The organism is Streptomyces sp. NPDC028368 (assembly GCF_055565615.1).
Map to the genome: position 1 here is coordinate 227,528 of NZ_JBVHTY010000013.1, position 15,443 is coordinate 242,970.

General features: G+C 70.0%; 15 protein-coding genes. 2 read left to right on the top strand and 13 right to left on the bottom strand.

Going from position 1 to position 15,443, the window contains the following annotated elements; translation table 11 throughout:
• Positions 1–54 precede the first annotated feature (54 nt).
• Positions 55–972 carry a mycothiol synthase gene (mshD, locus tag ACZ4S3_RS28210; RefSeq protein ID WP_467939044.1) on the bottom strand — a complete coding sequence of 306 codons (918 nt, stop codon included), beginning with the start codon at positions 970–972 and terminating at the stop codon, positions 55–57.
• Between the two features lie 13 nt (positions 973–985).
• Positions 986–1,960, bottom strand: coding sequence for an erythromycin esterase family protein (locus tag ACZ4S3_RS28215; protein ID WP_467938917.1), 975 nt, complete (start codon positions 1,958–1,960; stop codon positions 986–988).
• 191 nt (positions 1,961–2,151) lie between these two features.
• On the opposite strand from ACZ4S3_RS28215, the gene ACZ4S3_RS28220 reads away from it, so the two are divergent.
• Positions 2,152–3,960 carry a bifunctional metallophosphatase/5'-nucleotidase gene (locus ACZ4S3_RS28220; RefSeq protein ID WP_467938919.1) on the top strand — a complete coding sequence of 603 codons (1,809 nt, stop codon included), beginning with the start codon at positions 2,152–2,154 and terminating at the stop codon, positions 3,958–3,960.
• Positions 3,961–4,038: 78 nt separating this feature from the next.
• Here the strand turns inward: ACZ4S3_RS28220 and ACZ4S3_RS28225 are convergent, their stop codons facing one another.
• The 6 genes from ACZ4S3_RS28225 to ACZ4S3_RS28250 form a co-directional block, all read right to left on the bottom strand.
• On the bottom strand, positions 4,039–4,302 hold the full coding sequence (locus tag ACZ4S3_RS28225) for a hypothetical protein (RefSeq protein WP_467938921.1): 264 nt from the start codon (positions 4,300–4,302) through the stop codon (positions 4,039–4,041).
• The gene (locus ACZ4S3_RS28230; protein ID WP_467938923.1) at positions 4,299–4,562 is read right to left on the bottom strand and encodes a hypothetical protein; all 264 of its coding nucleotides are present in this window, start codon (positions 4,560–4,562) and stop codon (positions 4,299–4,301) included. The genes ACZ4S3_RS28225 and ACZ4S3_RS28230 overlap by 4 nt, the downstream gene beginning before the upstream one ends.
• A 3-nt stretch (positions 4,563–4,565) precedes the next feature.
• Positions 4,566–5,717 (bottom strand): WXG100-like domain-containing protein, encoded by a 1,152-nt coding sequence (locus tag ACZ4S3_RS28235; RefSeq protein ID WP_467938925.1) that lies wholly within the window; start codon positions 5,715–5,717, stop codon positions 4,566–4,568.
• 1 nt (position 5,718) lies between these two features.
• A complete protein-coding gene (locus tag ACZ4S3_RS28240; protein ID WP_467938927.1) occupies positions 5,719–6,048 on the bottom strand; it encodes a type VII secretion target in 330 nt (109 codons plus the stop codon).
• Positions 6,049–6,320: 272 nt separating this feature from the next.
• On the bottom strand, positions 6,321–7,124 hold the full coding sequence (locus ACZ4S3_RS28245) for a hypothetical protein (protein WP_467938929.1): 804 nt from the start codon (positions 7,122–7,124) through the stop codon (positions 6,321–6,323).
• Between the two features lie 192 nt (positions 7,125–7,316).
• Positions 7,317–8,204: an NAD(P)H-binding protein gene (locus ACZ4S3_RS28250; protein WP_467938931.1), complete on the bottom strand. Its 888-nt coding sequence runs from the start codon at positions 8,202–8,204 to the stop codon at positions 7,317–7,319.
• Positions 8,205–8,555: 351 nt separating this feature from the next.
• Here ACZ4S3_RS28250 and ACZ4S3_RS28255 point away from each other — a divergent pair, with 351 nt between their 5' ends.
• Positions 8,556–9,932 carry an LmeA family phospholipid-binding protein gene (locus ACZ4S3_RS28255; protein WP_467938933.1) on the top strand — a complete coding sequence of 459 codons (1,377 nt, stop codon included), beginning with the start codon at positions 8,556–8,558 and terminating at the stop codon, positions 9,930–9,932.
• Positions 9,933–10,003: 71 nt separating this feature from the next.
• Here the strand turns inward: ACZ4S3_RS28255 and ACZ4S3_RS28260 are convergent, their stop codons facing one another.
• From ACZ4S3_RS28260 to ACZ4S3_RS28280, 5 genes are all read right to left on the bottom strand, one after another.
• Positions 10,004–11,416, bottom strand: coding sequence for a HAMP domain-containing sensor histidine kinase (locus tag ACZ4S3_RS28260; RefSeq protein WP_467938935.1), 1,413 nt, complete (start codon positions 11,414–11,416; stop codon positions 10,004–10,006).
• On the bottom strand, positions 11,413–12,150 hold the full coding sequence (locus ACZ4S3_RS28265; protein ID WP_467938937.1) for a response regulator transcription factor: 738 nt from the start codon (positions 12,148–12,150) through the stop codon (positions 11,413–11,415). Before ACZ4S3_RS28265 ends, ACZ4S3_RS28260 begins: the two co-directional genes overlap by 4 nt.
• Before the next feature lie 131 nt (positions 12,151–12,281).
• Positions 12,282–13,310 (bottom strand): S1C family serine protease, encoded by a 1,029-nt coding sequence (locus ACZ4S3_RS28270; protein WP_467938939.1) that lies wholly within the window; start codon positions 13,308–13,310, stop codon positions 12,282–12,284.
• Positions 13,311–13,402: 92 nt separating this feature from the next.
• A complete protein-coding gene (locus ACZ4S3_RS28275) occupies positions 13,403–14,428 on the bottom strand; it encodes a LacI family DNA-binding transcriptional regulator (protein ID WP_467938941.1) in 1,026 nt (341 codons plus the stop codon).
• Between the two features lie 24 nt (positions 14,429–14,452).
• Positions 14,453–15,271 carry a response regulator transcription factor gene (locus ACZ4S3_RS28280; protein WP_467938943.1) on the bottom strand — a complete coding sequence of 273 codons (819 nt, stop codon included), beginning with the start codon at positions 15,269–15,271 and terminating at the stop codon, positions 14,453–14,455.
• Positions 15,272–15,443: the final 172 nt, after the last annotated feature.

Below are 15,443 nucleotides of genomic sequence, written 5' to 3' on the forward strand. Positions count from 1 at the left end.
ACGAACACCCCCTGCCGGTCCTCCCCCGTCACCCCGACGGCGGTCCCGTCCGGCTCAGGTCTCCGAGCGGTACATCAGGTCCGTCTCGTGGGTGACGAACCCCAGCCGCTCGTACACGCTCACCGCCGCCACGTTGTCCGCGTCGACGTACAGCATCGCGGTCGGCAGCCCCTGCGCCGCCAGGTGCCGCAGCCCGATCGCGGTCAGCGCCTTGCCGAGCCCGCCGCCTTGCGCGCCCGGTCGCACCCCGAGCACATAGACCTCGCCGAGGCCCTCCTCGGCATGCACCTTGGTCCAGTGGAAGCCCACCAGCCGGCCGTCCTTCTCCGCGAGGAAGAAGCCCTTCGGGTCGAACCACCCCTCGGCCTTGCGGTCGTCCAGGTCCCGCTGGGTCAGCGACCCCTGCTCGGGGTGGTGGGCGAAGGCCGCCGCGTTCAGCTCCAGCCAGGCCGCGTCGTCGGTTCCCGGCTGGAAGGTCCGTACGGACACCCCCTCCGCGAGCACCGGCTCCGGCAGCATCAGATCGCCCAGCGAGCACCGCATCTGCCGCAGCTCCCGGAACATCGTCAGCCCGAGGGTCTGGGCGAGGTGCCGGGCGGCCGGATGACCGCCGTGCGCCCACACCCGCAGCCGGCGCCCGGACTGCGCGAGCAGTTCGGAGCCCAGCGCCCGGCCGTGCCCGCGGCCGCGGTGGCCGGGGTGGACGACCAGCTCGGCGGCGGGTGCCTCCACCGGGTCGGTGTCCTCCAGCTGCCCGTATCCGACCAGCTCCTCCCCGTCGTCCGCCGGCATGTGGACCAGCACATGCCGCACCCCCGCACGCCGTCCACCACGCAGCTGCAGCCGCCCCTGCTCGGACACGGCAGGCTGCCCGTCCGTCCGCGCGGCCCGCTCGATCAGATCGGATACGGCCGCGGCCGCATCCGGCGTCAGCTCCTCGACCACCTGAATCCTGCGGCCGGACCGGCCCATCTCCTGTGCAGCGTCAGTCATGCGTGAAGCGTACGACCCTCCCGGGCACGGGAGCCGTGTGGTCCGGCGCGAGGAAGCGCACCGGGGTGACCTCCTGGGAATGGAGGACGAGGTCGAACCACTGCGCGAGCGACCCGCCGGCGAGGTGGAAGGCGGCGTCGTCGTCCGGGTCGTAGACAGGGCCGATCAGCCGCGTCCTGGCCGGGGAGCCGAGCCACTCCCGTACGGATTCCGGGGCGTCCGCGCGCAGATCCAGCAGGTAGGTATCCAGCCCGGCGCTCCCCAGGACCGTATCGGCGAACTCCGGCGGCGGGGCCGGTACCGGATAGGGGGCGTTGCCGTGGTGGAAGGTCAGGCCGATGGACACATAGCCCGCCCCGAAGTGCTCCCGCAGATAGCTGCCCGCGTTCCGGTGGGACTGCGGAGGGGTCGTGGGATAGGTCGTGTCTGCGCTGCCCTTGGCGGTGTGGGCGAGGCCGCCCCAGTAGACGATCTTGTCGCCGGAGTGCTCATGCCAGCGGATCGCGTTCTCCGCCAGGCCCCGGTCGGTCGCGGGGCGGTCCGGTGCGGGGCGGATGGTGTCCTCCGCGAACCGGACCGGGTCCTGCGGATGCCGGCGGTTGTGGTCGCGCATCCACCGGATGGCGTCGAGGATCTCCTCGGTCCGCCAGAACGCCCGGGTGCCGGCCAGCAGCGCCCGCGGGTCGCCCTCCCCCGTGGCGATATACGCGCTGAGGCCGGCCTTTACCGGGTCGTCCCCTTCCAGGGCCACCGAGCGGAACCCCAGGTGCTCGACCAGGAGCCGGACGACCCGGTGCGAGGAGGTGGCCAGTTCGTGCGCCTGGCGCGTCGCGGAGCCGACGGCGACGACCTTGGCATCGCGTACGGCGTCGAGCAGGGGCAGGAGGTCGGTGAGCGGGGCCTTGGGGTCCGTGGTGGTGAGGCGGTGTGCGTGCTGTCTGATCCACTGGGTCACCGGCTTGGTCATTGCGCCCTCCCGGGTCGGCGTAACGGTTGCGGAATGCGGCCCGGTCGTGGCCGGCGCCGCCAAGAGGAGCCTCGTACGTGAACCTTGGTTGAGGTCAAGAGATTCGACTGCCCTTAACCGTTCCCCCCTGTTGCGCTACGCGCGTTGACCATAAGCTGCCGACCGCTCAGGACCATCCAGGAGGGGAATCCATGCCACCCACACCTCAACGGCGCCGACTGGCACGCAGATTGACGGTCGGGGCCGCCGCGCTGGCCGCCGCTGTCGGGGTCGCGGCCACGGCGCTGCCGGCCGGGGCGCAGAGTGCGCCCACGCGGGCCGGCCGCACGGTCGACGTCCAGCTGCTGTCCTTCAACGACTTCCACGGCAACCTCGAACCGCCGCAGGGCTCGTCCGGCACGGTCGAGGAAATCCAGCCGGACGGCAGCAAGAAGAGCATCCCGGCGGGCGGCGTCGAGTACCTCGCGCAGTCCCTGCGGACGGCGCGCAAGGGGCACCCGTACTCCGTGACCGCAGCGGCCGGCGACCTGGTCGGGGCCAGCCCGCTCCTGTCCGGCCTCTTCCACGACGAGCCGACCATCGAGGCCATGAACAAGCTGGGCCTGGACGTCACCTCGGTCGGCAACCATGAATTCGACGAGGGCCGGGCGGAGTTGACGCGCTTGCAGAAGGGCGGCTGCCACCCGAAGGACGGCTGCTACGAGAAGGGCAAGAAGTTCCAGGGCGCCGGCTTCCCCTACCTCACCGCCAACGTCACGGACGACAAGACCGGCAAGCCGCTGCTGCGGCCGTACACCGTCTGGCGGCACAAGGGCGTCAAGATCGGCTTCATCGGTGTGACGCTGGAGGGCACCCCCGACGTCGTCACCGCCGACGGCGTCAAGGGCCTGAAGTTCCATGACGAGGTCGAGACGATCAACAAGTACGCCAAGGTGCTCAACAAGCAGGGCGTCAAGGCGATCGTCGCGCTGATCCACGAAGGCGGACTCCCCGCCTCCACCTCGTACAACTACCACTGCGACAGCCCCGGCCCCGGCGACGGCATCTCCGGCCCGATCACCGACATCGCCAAGCACGTCACCCCGCAGGTCGACGCCCTCGTCACCGGCCACACCCACCAGGCCTACGCCTGCACCATCCCGGACCCCTCCGGCATGCCCCGTACGGTGACGTCCGCGGCCTCCTTCGGCAAGCTCTACACCGATACGACCCTGACGTACGACCGGCGCACCCACGACATCGTGCGCACCAGCGTCAAGGCGCCCGGCGCGGCCAACCACGTCGTGGACCGCAACCAGCCCAAGGCCGCGGACATGACGTCGCTGATCGCCCGCTGGAACAAGCTCGCCGCCCCCGTCGCGAACCGCCCCGTCGGCCATATCTCCGCCGACATCGCGGGCCGCGGCACCGACGCCCCCGAGTCACCGCTGGGCGACGTCATTTCCGACGCCCAGCTGGAGGCCACCAAGGCCGCCGACAAGGGCGGCGCCCAGCTCGCCCTGATGAATCCGGGCGGCATCCGCTCCGACCTGGCCTTCAAGGCGTCGGGGGCCGAGGGCGACGGCGTGGTCACCTACGGAGAGGCCTTCACGGTCCAGCCGTTCACCAACATGACGAACGTCATCGACCTCACCGGCACCCAGCTCCTGACCGCCCTTCAGCAGCAGGTCAGCGGCCCGAACCAGGCCTCCCCCAAGATCCTCCAGGTGTCCAAGGGCCTGACCTACACCCTGGACATGACCAAGTCCGGCGCCGACCGCGTCGTCAAGGACTCGGTCAAGCTGGACGGCGTGGCCATCGACCCGGCCAAGACCTACCGCGTCGCGATGAACGAGTTCCTGGCCGGCGGCGGCGACGGCTTCCCGGTCCTCAAGGACGGCAAGAACAAGTACGTCGGCCCGTCCGACCTGGACGCCTTCACCGCCTACCTCACCGCCCACTCCTCGGCGTCCGGCCCGCTGGACCCGCCGAAGGCGGACCGGATCACGGTCGTGAAGTAGGCCACCGAAGAAGACCGTTCGGCCCCGGCCGACCGCCTAAAGAGGCGGCCGGCCGGGGCCGCTGCGCTTCGCGCCGCGTCACAGCAGGTGGTAGGCGAAGCCGAAGCAGGGGATGGCGATGGCGAGGCCGATGATGAGAATCATGGGCCCGATCACGTAGTTGCCCCAGTTCTTCCCGTCCTTGACGCGCGGCAGGGCGATGGTCAGGCCGACACCGGCAACGACGAGCGGTATCCCGAGAGCAAATCCGGGGAGCTCCAGGAAGTCGAGCCAGTCGAAGTGCGCATTCGGGTCGATGTGCGCGACCCCCGCCAGGATCACGCCGCCGACAGCTCGCGTCACAGCAACCCGAAGGAGAAGCCGAAGCCGGCGACGGCCATGGCGAGGCCGACGGCGCAGATCACTGGTCCGAACACGTAGTTGAACCAGTTCTTCTCGCCCTTGACGCGCAGGAGGGCGATGGTCAACGCGACACCGGCACAGACCACCAGGCACCCGAAGACCCCGAGGATCAACAGCAAGCCGGGGGCCCAGCCGGCGTCGTAATTCGACTTGACGTGCGCGACCCCCGCAAGGATCACGCCGCCGGGCTTACCGGACACGGGTCACTCGCCGCCCTTCTCGGCTTCCTTGACCAGGTCCTGCATGTCTGACTCGATTCCGGAGCCCGCTCCGTAGACCGCCGTGTTGAGGCCGGTGCCGAAGGCGTTCTTGTGCGCCGCATCGGCGAACTTGCCCCGATCGCTGAGGTGCTCGCCACCGAGGCTGCCGTGTTCCTCCATGTGCCCGAAGTGGGCGTCGCCGGCGGCGTTCCCGAGGGATCCGGTGGCAGCGTTCGTCCCCGCGTCCCACAGGGTGGTCTCGGCGTCCTTGCCGTTCCACATGTCGGTGGTGAGACCGCCGGCGATGTTACCGAGTGCACCATTGGCGGCGTTGCCCGCCCGGCCTTCGCCGCTTAGCACCTTGCCGAGCGCGCCCGTCAGCTTGGCGCCCTCCGCCAGCGACGCTCCGCCCGCTGTGAATGCGGCCGTGCCCAGGGCTTCCTGGTTGGCAGTGGCGAAATCTTTGCCCAGCGTTATCGGCTGACCGGTAAGAGCCTGGTTAAGCATCTGGCTGCCCGAGTCGGCGACGAAGTTCGTGGCGTAGCTCTCCATACCCTTCTTGAGGAAGTTGGCGCCGAACCGGGCCACCGCGGTGAGCATCTTCTCCAGTGTCGCCGCAGTTTCGGCGCTCAGCCCACCGAAGCGCTCCAGCAGGGCCGCGACCTTCTCCGCCGCCGAAGTGAACAGTTTGACCAGGTCCACGATCTTGGCGACCTTCGCGGCGACGGCCGTATTGGCGACGAGGTCGGAGAGGAAGCCGGTGAAGACGGACAGCGCGGCGCCGAGCACCTCCATCTCCGCGATCTGGACGCAGATGTCGATGATTTCTTCGTTGATCTTGTCGATCTCGTCGGCGAATTCCCGCAACCCGTCCGCGACATGGTGGAAGTTGTTCGCCGCGTCGGTGATGGCCTTCTTCTGGTCCTGCCAGTGCTTTTCGAAGGCGTCGCGGGCCGCGCCGTGCCAGCCCTGCTTGTCGACGCCGTCGATGGCGCCGTCGAGGGCCCGTACGACCTTGGTCAGTTCGGTGCCCATGGCGTCCCAGCCGTGGGCGATCGAGCGGAGTGTGTCGCCGTTGCCGCCGGGCAGTTCCACGCCGAATGCCTGGAGGATGTCCAGGACCTTGCCGTCTATCCAGCTGTTGATGTTCACCATGTCACGCCCCCCGGCCCCAGGCCGCGGACTGCAGGTGGCCGATGGCGACCTGGTCCGAGTCCTTGTAGTGGGACGCGTTGGTCCGCAGCCGGTCGGCGTCGCTGCTGAGTACGTCGGGAAGGTGCCCGAGCGCCTTGATGGTGCTGCTGAGCAGCTTCTGGTACTTCCCCATCGCGCCGTCGCAGGCACCGAGGATGCCGAAGGCCTCTCCGATCTCCGCCGATGTCGCCGCAAACGCATGGATCGGCGAGGCCAGATCCTTCGCTTCCCGCTCGAATTTGCCCGCCAGATCCGTCAGTGCCGAGGGGTCGACACCGAACTGCCCGCTCATCCCGCTTCCCCCTGTTCGAGTACGTACAACTGTCCAGGGATACGGCGGGCGGCAGCCGCCGGAAAAGGGCCTTAACGGGTTCAGGACGCGATCTTGGGGTGCGGTTTGCCTCCATGGCCTCCTCCACACCCGCGCCACACCAGCACCACACGCGGACTTGACCAAGTCCGGACCCGGCCGCGGCCGGAGAAATTCTCTGGTCACACGCGACGACGGCCCGGTGGGGAGCGTTCCCACCGGGCCGTCGTCGCGTGCGTACGCGTCTACCTCGCTCAGCCGCCGTACGGGTTCCCCTGCTGCGGCCCGGGGTACCCGCCGGGCTGCTGCGGCGGCGCGCCGTAGGGGGCCTGCGGCTGCTGCGGGGCCTGCTGGTAACCGGGCTGCGGCTGCTGCGGCGGAGCCTGCTGGTAGCCCGGCTGGGGAGCCTGCTGCGGGTAGCCGGGCTGGGGCTGCTGCTGCGGGGCCTGCTGGTAACCGGGCTGCGGCTGCTGCGGCGGAGCCTGCTGGTAGCCAGGCTGCGGCGCCTGCTGCTGATATCCGGGCTGCGGGGCGCCCTGCGGGTGCTGCTGCGGCGCCCCCTGGGGCGCGTACCCCTGCTGCTGCGCGATGGCGTGCTGCTGCTGCGGCGGAGCCATCCCCGGCTGCTGCCCCGCGAAACCCTGCTGCGGCGCACCGCCGACGGTGGCCAGCACCTGCTCCAGCTCGGTCCGCCACAGCCGGTGGATGTTCAGCCGGACCGGCGCCGCCTCGCCGGGGAGCGCCAGGCGGACCGAGCTCCACAGCGGGTTCAACTTGACGTCCGAGAACGCGCCCTGGGCCTGGTCCCGCGGGATCGCGTACGTGATTTCCTGCGGGCGGTTGTTGACGCGGTGCATCCGGTGCAGCACGATCGCCTGCTCCGTCACCGTGACGAAGTAGTACTTGATCAGCATCTGCCCGACGAACCCCAGCGCCGCCATCAGCCACGGGGTGGGCCCCGTGATCGACACGAACGTGGCCAACGCCCGGTCCCCAGGGTTCTGCTGGGCTATCGCCGCCGAAACCTGTTCCTTCATCGTGCCCTTGCGCATCGCCATAGCGGCTGTTCCCCAATTTCCGTGACAGTGGACCGCCAAGCGTATCCACAAGACCTGTGCCCCCATGGTGAAGCCGGACACCATGTGCCCGCCCCCGCCCCCGGAACCCGGCACATACTCTCCGCAAGCGGCACCGGCCGGCCCGGCGCCCCACAGGTCTCACTCCGTCAAGCGCCGCGGCCCGCGCCCCGGTCAGGAGAAGTCGGCGGCGTGCTCCCGCGCCCACTCGGCGAACGTCCGGGCCGGGTGACCGGTGACCCGCTCCACCGCGTCCGAGACGGGGAAGAACGGCGCCCCGACCGACCGGCCGAAGAGCCTGACCAGCTCCAGCGCGGCCTCCTTGGGAAGGTGCGGCCCGGCCATCGCCTCGGCGGCCTCGCCCTCGGAGATCCGCTCGACCCGGGTCTCGCGCCCGATCGCCTGCCCGATCTCGGCGACCTGGTCCGCCACCGTCTTCGGCTCCGGGCCGGTGACCGTATACGCCTGGCTCAGGTGGGCACCGCTGCGGTCCAGCAGAGCGACGGCGGCGACATCCGCGAGGTCGGCCTCATGGACGGGAACGCCCTGCGCGTCCGGGTGTGCGTCGCGCACCACGCCGGACTCCCGGATCGACGCGGCCCAGGCAAGGGTGTTGGTGGCGTAATTGCTGCCGCGTACGAAGGTCCATTCCAGACCGGAGTCGCGGACCGCGCGCTCCGGGGCGGCGTGCATCCGGGCGATGTGGTTCGTCTCGTCGTCCGGGGTGTCGGTCACCGCCATGGAGGAGTTGAGGACGACACGGCGCACGCCGGCCTTCACCGCGGCATCGAGCACCGCGGTGGCGGCCTGGACACCGCCCGCGGCGAGATTGAGGAACAGCGCATCGGCGCCGGTCAGCAGCGGTTCGAGCGCGACGGCATCGGTGAGGTCCGCGCGCACCGTCTCGGCCTCGGCCGGCAGTCCGGCGCGGGCCGGATCGCGGGTGAGCGCGCGGACGGCCACGCCCTCCTCGAGCAGCCGGCCGACAAGGCTGCGGCCGATATTGCCGGTTGCTCCGGTGACAACGATCAGGGGAGATGTGTTCCGGGGGGACTCGTTCATAAGTGACACCTTTACGGGAGATTCACCTGATTTACGGGAAAAGCCTTCCGGGGAAACGCCACCACAGGGGCGCCCGTACGGGGAACGCCCCACCACGCGGCGTTCTTCCCGAAGAGACACGAACAAACCGGACTTCAGCGGCTTCAGCGGCTTCAGCGGCTTCAGCGAGCCTCGGCGGGCTTCAGCGGGCTTCAGCGAACTTCGGCGTGGTCATCAAGAGATATGACGCTGGTTCAGCTCGCCCCACCGGCGCGACAAAATTTCGCCAAGCCCGCGCGACATCTTTCGCGTATGTCACATACCCCCGGTAGGACTTGCATTCAAGGGTCCCGCCCGTGGTGGGATGTGCGGATGCGAACCCCCACACGCATATCTACACCCTCACCGTCGTCCGCCGCTCAGCAGTACCCGCATTCCCCCGTATCGGGTGCTCCGGACGACACCACCGGCGAGACCCGCAAGCTGGAAAAGGTCAATCCCTACGCGGACCTGGCCGCCCTCGCCGACCCCGAGCCGGAGCCGGAACCCGAGCCGGACTACACGTCGGATTACGAGCCGATCCGCCGCACGTACCTCAACGAACGCGACGACAGCGACGACCCGTTGGGCCTCGGACTGCGTTCGGACGAGGACGAGGACGCGTGGACGCCGCCGAACCATCGCCGTATGAAGCGGGGCATCAGCCGCTTCGCCGCCATCCCCATCACGGTGAAGCTGCTGGTGGCCGTCCTGGTGTGTACGGCATTCCTCGGTCTCGGCGACCGGTTCGCCGTCCTGTACGCGCAGAACGCGGCCGAGGAAAAGCTCAAGGAATCGCTGCATCTGACGGCCACTCCGGAGGTCGATATCCAGGGGTTCCCGTTCCTCACCCAGGTCCTCGACAAGCACCTCGACCGCGTCGACGTCACCATTCCGGACCTCGCGGCCGACCGGGTCTCGCTGGCGAAATTCTCGGCGACCGCGAACGACGTGCGTATCGACGGCGATCTGCCCAGCTCCATCAAGGGCGCCACGATCGGCAGCATGCACGGCAGTGTGCTGCTCGCCTTCGACGACATGAATCGCGAACTGGGCGCCTCCCAGGTCAAATTCAGCGAAATGGGCCCCAACTCGGTCCGCGCCGTCGGCCAGCTCCCGATCGCCGGCCACCAATTGCGCGTACGGGCCGAGGCACACATTCGGCGGGCGGGCGACCGCGGCATCTCCACCGACATCAGCCGGATGCGTCTCGATATCGGCGATGTCGCCGTCTACCGCCCCGGCACCGGCAAGGAGGAGGGCCTGCGGCTGACCCGCAAGGCCGCCGCCGAGGTCAGCCGGCAGGCCGCCAAGGCGAAGGCGATGCTGAGCATTCCGGCGATCGCCGAGCGCATCGGCATCCCGAAGGCCTACATCGACGAGGCGCTGCGCAGCGAGGAGAAGCTGCACGAGCTGACCGGGTCGCCGCGGTTCGTCGAGAAGCTGATGAAGGTCAATCTCGTGGACGTGGTGATGGATCACCCCTGGCTGCTGCAGAAGGTCGGCATCGACCCGAAGGTCCTGGGCGCCCTGAGCGGTCTGACCAAGCCGCAGCTCGCGGACCAGCTCTCCCTCTCCTTCCAGCTGCCCAAGACGCCCGGCGATGTGCGGCTGCGCAATATCTCCGTCGAGCGGGACGGCATCCGGGCCGATCTGTCGGGATCGAACCTGCCCTTCGGGGACGCGGCGAAGAAGCAGCCGAAGAAGTAGAAGAAGGGGAAGAAGGAGAAGAACTAGCGGCGGGAGGCAGCCGGCGAGTTGAGCGGCGGGCCCTGCGGGCCCTACTGCGGCGGCTCCGGCATCTCCGGTGGTGGGGTGGCCGCTCCGGGCAGGGTCAGCACCGCCTCCGTACCGCCGAGGTCCGCGGACCGCAGCCGTACGCCGCCCCCCGCCTGCTCCGCCGTACGGGCCACGATCGACAGTCCCAGGCCGCTGCCGGGCAGGCTGCGCGCGGACGGCGAACGCCAGAACCGCTCGAAGACATGCGGGAGTTCGTCCTGGGGAATGCCGGGGCCGTGGTCGCGCACGGTCAGCTCGCCGGCCGCCAGCCGGACCTCGACGGAGCCGCCGGGCGGGCTGAACTTGACGGCGTTGTCCAGGAGGTTGACCACCGCGCGCTCCAGCCCGGCGGGCTCTGCGCGTACGAACCAGGGCTCCACGTCCGCGGTGATCATCAGGGACGGGCCGCGCAGTCGGGCACGGGCCAGCGCGGTGCCGACGACGTCGTGCAGGGCGACGACCTCGACGGCCGATTGCCCGCGCGCCGGACGGGACAGCTCCTGGAGGTCGCCGATCAGCGCCGCCAGCTCTCCCATCTGTGCCCTCACCGACTCCAGCAGGGCCGCCTTGTCCGCGGCCGGGATCGGGCGGCCGGACTGTTCGCTGCGCACCAGCAGGTCGATGTTGGTACGCAGCGAGGTCAGCGGCGTACGCAACTCATGACCGGCGTCGGCGATCAGCTGCTGCTGGAGGTCGCGGGAGGCGGCCAGCGCGGAGGTCATGGAGTTGAAGGAGCGGGAGAGCCGGGCGATCTCGTCCTCGCCCTCCACCGGGATCCGCACGGCGAGGTCTTCGGTGCGGGCGACGTGTTCGACGGCGTCGGTGAGGCGGTCGACGGGTTTGAGGCCGGCCCGTGCGACCGCGAGCCCGGCGGTCGCGGCGCCGAGCACCCCGGCTCCGGCGACGAACAGCAGCACCAGGGCGAGCTGGTTGAGGGGCCGGGTGACCTGGTCCAGGGGGGCGGCGACGGAAACGGCCAGCTGGTTGCCCGAGGAGGGGTCGACGGCCGCCCGGTCGTAGACCCGCATCTCTGCGCCGCTCCGGTCCTTCGTGGTGCGCAGGTCGCTGGCCAGCTGCCGCTGGGCCACCTGCAGATCCGCTTGCTGCACCGGGATCTTGGCCTTGCCCGGGAAGGTACAGACCTCGCCGCTCGCCCAGATCAGACGGATGGTGTACGGAGTGGCCTGGGAGCTCAGACCGGGCTGGGGCCGGCCGGTGCAGGCCGCGTACAGGTCCGCTACGGATTTGTCGTCCAGCTTGACCGAGCTCAGCGTCTCGTCCAGCTGATGGGTGAGCCGGTCGCGGGTGACCAGCCAGCACGCCGCGGCCGAGGCGGCGACCGCCACCGCCACGGCCACCGCCACCAGCATCGCCAGCCGGGAGCGCAGCGGCAGCCTGCCGTACCAGCGCGTCATTCCGCGCCGCCCTCCGCCCGCAGGACGTAGCCGACCCCGCGCACGGTGTGCACCAGCCGCGGCTCGCCCCCCGCCTCCGTCTTACGGCGCAGATACATCACATACACATCGAGGGAGTTGGAGGTGGGCTCGAAGTCGAAGCCCCATACGGCCTTGAGGATCTGCTCGCGGGTCAGGACCTGCCGCGGGTGCGCCAGGAACATCTCCAGCAGGGTGAATTCGGTACGGGTCAGCTCGACCGGCCGGCCGCCGCGGGTCACCTCGCGGGTCGCCAGGTCCATCCGCAGATCGGCGAAGGCCAGCGACTCGCCTTCTTCGGGCTGCACGCCGACCGCCGCCGCGTACGAACTGCGGCGCAGCAGCGCGCGGATCCGGGCCAGCAGCTCATCCAGCTCGAACGGCTTGACCAGGTAGTCGTCGGCGCCGGCGTCCAGACCGGTGACCCGGTCGCCGACCGTGTCCCGCGCGGTCAGCATCAGGATCGGTACGGTCACCCCGCTCGCCCGCAGCCGCCGGGCGGCGGTCAGCCCGTCCATCCGGGGCATCAGGACGTCCAGCACGATCAGTTCGGGGTCGTAGGCGGCGACCTTCTCGACCGCGTCCAGACCGTCGACCGCCTGCTCCGTCCCGTAGCCCTCAAAGGCGAGCGAGCGTTGCAGCGCCTCGCGGACGGCCGGCTCGTCGTCGACGATCAGGATGCGGGCGGGCTGATCACCGTGCTCGGCGGGGCTCATGTGCGTGGTTACCTCGGGTGGATGGGGGTACCTCCCCTGCCCTTAAGGCATGGGGGAGGGACGAACGGCTGTCTCCAGCCTTGCACTGCGGCTGGTCCTCAGCCTTGCACGGCGGAGGCGGGGACGGGCGGTCAGACGCCGCTGTTGCTGCCGCCGCTCCCGCCACCGCGCAGCGAGTCGAGATCCGCCTTGACGGTGTTGATCGGGATGGCGAAGCCGAGGCCGACGCTGCCGGCGGTGCTGCTGGAGGCCGAACTGGGCGAGTACATCGCGGAGTTGATGCCGACGATCTGGCCCTGCATATTGATCAGGGCGCCGCCGGAGTTGCCCGGGTTGAGCGAGGCGTCGGTCTGTATGGCCTTGTACGAGGTCTTCGACGAGCCGGTGTCGCCGTTGTACTGGTTGCCGCCGAACTCGAACGGCCAGCCGCCGCCGTCGCCCGGATCGCCCTGCTGCCTCTGCCCCTGCCCCTCTTCCTTGGGGACGGTGACATCGCGGTTGAGGGCGGAGACGATTCCGCTGGTCACGGAGCCGGTGAGGCCCTCGGGCGAGCCGATCGCCACCACCCCGTCGCCAACCGCGATCTTGTCGGAGTCGCCCAGGCCGGCCTTGGTCAGCCCCTTGGCGCCCCGCACCTTGATCAACGCCAGGTCCTTGTCGGGATCCGTCCCGACGACCTTGGCGGTCTTCTTGCTGCCGTCGCTGAAGGTGACGCTCACCGTGCGTGCGCCGGCCACGACATGGTTGTTGGTGACGATCTCGCCGTCACCGGTGATCACGACCCCGGACCCGGTGGACTCCCCGCTCGCGGTCCGCGCCTTGATCTCCACTATCGCCGGGCTGACCGCCTTGGCCACCCCCGAGACGCCGCTGCCGCTGCTCTGACCTGCGTTGACGAGCGGCGTGGAGGCGCCGCTCTGCTGCGCCTGCCGGGTGGCGCCGGCCAGCAGTGCCGCGCTGCCACCGCCGATGAGACCGGAGGCGAGTGCCACCGCCGCGATCAGCGCGACCGGCCGGCGCACCGTACGGCGCGGCGCACGGTGCGCGGGATCCGGTGCGTAGGGGGGTGGCGGCGGAACCGCCTGCCCGTGGTTCTCGCCGTATGCGTACGGCCGGTCCTGTGGCATCTCATCGCCGCTTCGGCGGTAGCTGTCGGTCATGGCTATGACTGTGCTGTGCATCCATGAGAATGGTCTGAGAACGTCCTAAGAGGCCCGACAGAAGTCGGTATGCCCGGGATAAGGGCGGCGGCTCAGCCCTGGCAGCCGCAGGACCGCCGTACCACCAGCCGCGACGGGAACTGCCGCAGCCGCTCGCGGCGCGAGCCGACCACTCGCAGCCCGTCGTCCAGTACGAGGTCGACCGCCGCACGGGCCATCGCCTGCCGGTCCGAGGCGACGGTGGTCAGCGGCGGGTCGGTCAGCCCGGCTTCCTTCACATCGTCGAAGCCCGCGACCGCCAGCTCGCCGGGCACATCGATCCGCAGCTCCCGGGCGGCCCGCAGCACCCCGATCGCCTGGTCGTCCGTCGCGCACATGATGGCCGGCGGCCGGTCCGGCCCCGCCAGCAGTTCCAGGGCGACCTGGTAGGCGTCATAGCGGTTGTACGGGGCCTGGAAGTAGCGGCCCGCCGGCGTCTTGCCGGACTCCAGCATGGCCCGCCGCCAGCCCTCGACGTGGTCGGTGACCGGGTCGCCGGATTTCGGGGTCTCTTCCGTACCGCCGAGGAAGGCGACGTAGGGGTGGCCGTGCTCCAGCAGATGCCGTGTCGCCAGCTGGGCGCCCCAGATGTCGTCCGTCATCACCGCGACGTCGTCTATGGCGTCCGGCCGCCGGTGCAGCAGCACCACCCGGGCGTCCCAGGCGTCGATCTCGGCTGCGGCGTGCTCGCTCGGGCCCTGGCTGATCAGGATCAGCCCGGACACCCGCATCCCGAGGAACGCCCGCAGATAGTGCACCTCGCGCTCGTCGAGGTAGTTGGCGTTGCCGACCAGCACCATTTTCCCGCGCTCGGAGGCGGCCTGCTCCACGGCATGTGCCATCTCCGCGAAGAACGGCTGCCGGGTATCCGGCACGATCAGGCCTATGAGGTCGGTACGGCGGGACGCCATCGCCTGCGCGACCCGGTCCGGCCGGTAGCCGAGCTCCTTGATCGCGGCGAGTACCCGCTCGCGCGTGGCCGGGGCGACCGGCCTTGGTCCGTTGTTGATGACGTAACTGACAACGGCGGTGGATGTACCCGCCAGTCTTGCCACATCATCCCGCGTCACCTTGGCCACGCGCGGCAGTCTACGCGGGTGGTCCTACCGGGGGGCAGGGCGTCCGGCACCGGATTCGGCACGGGTCACAACGGCCTTCCCGCCGCCGTCACCGTCCCGGGAGTTCCCCTTCGCGGCATCCCCGTCGACCGTGGCCTGCGGCTTCGCATGGGCCTCGGCCGCCCGCTCCGGCTTCTCCGGCGTCACAAAGCGATAGCCGACGTTACGGACCGTACCGATCAGCGACTCGTGCTCGGGGCCGAGCTTCGCGCGCAGCCGCCGTACGTGCACATCGACCGTCCGCGTACCGCCGAAGTAGTCATAGCCCCACACCTCCTGCAGAAGCTGGGCGCGGGTGAAGACCCGGCCCGGGTGCTGCGCCAGATACTTCAGCAGCTCGAACTCCTTGAAGGTCAGATCCAGTATCCGGCCCTTCAGCTTCGCGCTGTAGGTCGCCTCGTCCACCGAGAGATCGCCGTTGCGGATCTCCATCGGGCCGTCGTCGGTGGTGATCTGCTGGCGGCCCATCGCCAGCCGCAGCCGCGCCTCCACCTCGGCGGGACCCGCCGTGTCCAGCAGCACGTCGTCGATGCCCCAGTCGGCGGTGACGGCGGCCAGCCCGCCCTCCGTCACCACCAGCACCAGCGGGCAGCCGGGGCCGGTGGACCGCAGCAGCTGGCACAGGGACCGCACATGCGGAAGATCACGGCGGCCGTCGATCAGTATGACGTCGGCCCCGGGGGTGTCGATCAGGGCCGGGCCCTCGGCGGGGGCCACCCGCACGCTGTGCAGCAGCAGGCCGAGCGCCGGGAGCACCTCCGTCGACGGCTGGAGTGCGTTGGTCAGCAGCAGAAGCGAACTCACTTCCGACCACCTACCCGGTTTTCGGCGCATGCGGTGTGGTCAGCGTGCTTCGTCCTGTGCGGCTCACTGTCCGGCTTGCTTCGCTTGCCCATGACGTCTGGTTCCTCCTCGGTCCCTGCGACGGGGGCACCACCCGGCCGGGGCCGGGGGAGTCTGCGGCACTGCTTCGTAC

Coding starts and splice junctions, on each gene's coding strand:
- ACZ4S3_RS28265 (WP_467938937.1), bottom strand. CDS start 12,150: ATGAGCCCCGCCGAGCACGGTGATCAGCCCGCCCGCATCCTGATCGTC.
- ACZ4S3_RS28240 (WP_467938927.1), bottom strand. CDS start 6,048: ATGAGCGGGCAGTTCGGTGTCGACCCCTCGGCACTGACGGATCTGGCG.
- ACZ4S3_RS28235 (WP_467938925.1), bottom strand. CDS start 5,717: ATGGTGAACATCAACAGCTGGATAGACGGCAAGGTCCTGGACATCCTC.
- mshD (WP_467939044.1), bottom strand. CDS start 972: ATGGGCCGGTCCGGCCGCAGGATTCAGGTGGTCGAGGAGCTGACGCCG.
- ACZ4S3_RS28245 (WP_467938929.1), bottom strand. CDS start 7,124: ATGGCGATGCGCAAGGGCACGATGAAGGAACAGGTTTCGGCGGCGATA.
- ACZ4S3_RS28215 (WP_467938917.1), bottom strand. CDS start 1,960: ATGACCAAGCCGGTGACCCAGTGGATCAGACAGCACGCACACCGCCTC.
- ACZ4S3_RS28255 (WP_467938933.1), top strand. CDS start 8,556: ATGCGAACCCCCACACGCATATCTACACCCTCACCGTCGTCCGCCGCT.
- ACZ4S3_RS28270 (WP_467938939.1), bottom strand. CDS start 13,310: ATGACCGACAGCTACCGCCGAAGCGGCGATGAGATGCCACAGGACCGG.
- ACZ4S3_RS28250 (WP_467938931.1), bottom strand. CDS start 8,204: ATGAACGAGTCCCCCCGGAACACATCTCCCCTGATCGTTGTCACCGGA.
- ACZ4S3_RS28220 (WP_467938919.1), top strand. CDS start 2,152: ATGCCACCCACACCTCAACGGCGCCGACTGGCACGCAGATTGACGGTC.
- ACZ4S3_RS28260 (WP_467938935.1), bottom strand. CDS start 11,416: ATGACGCGCTGGTACGGCAGGCTGCCGCTGCGCTCCCGGCTGGCGATG.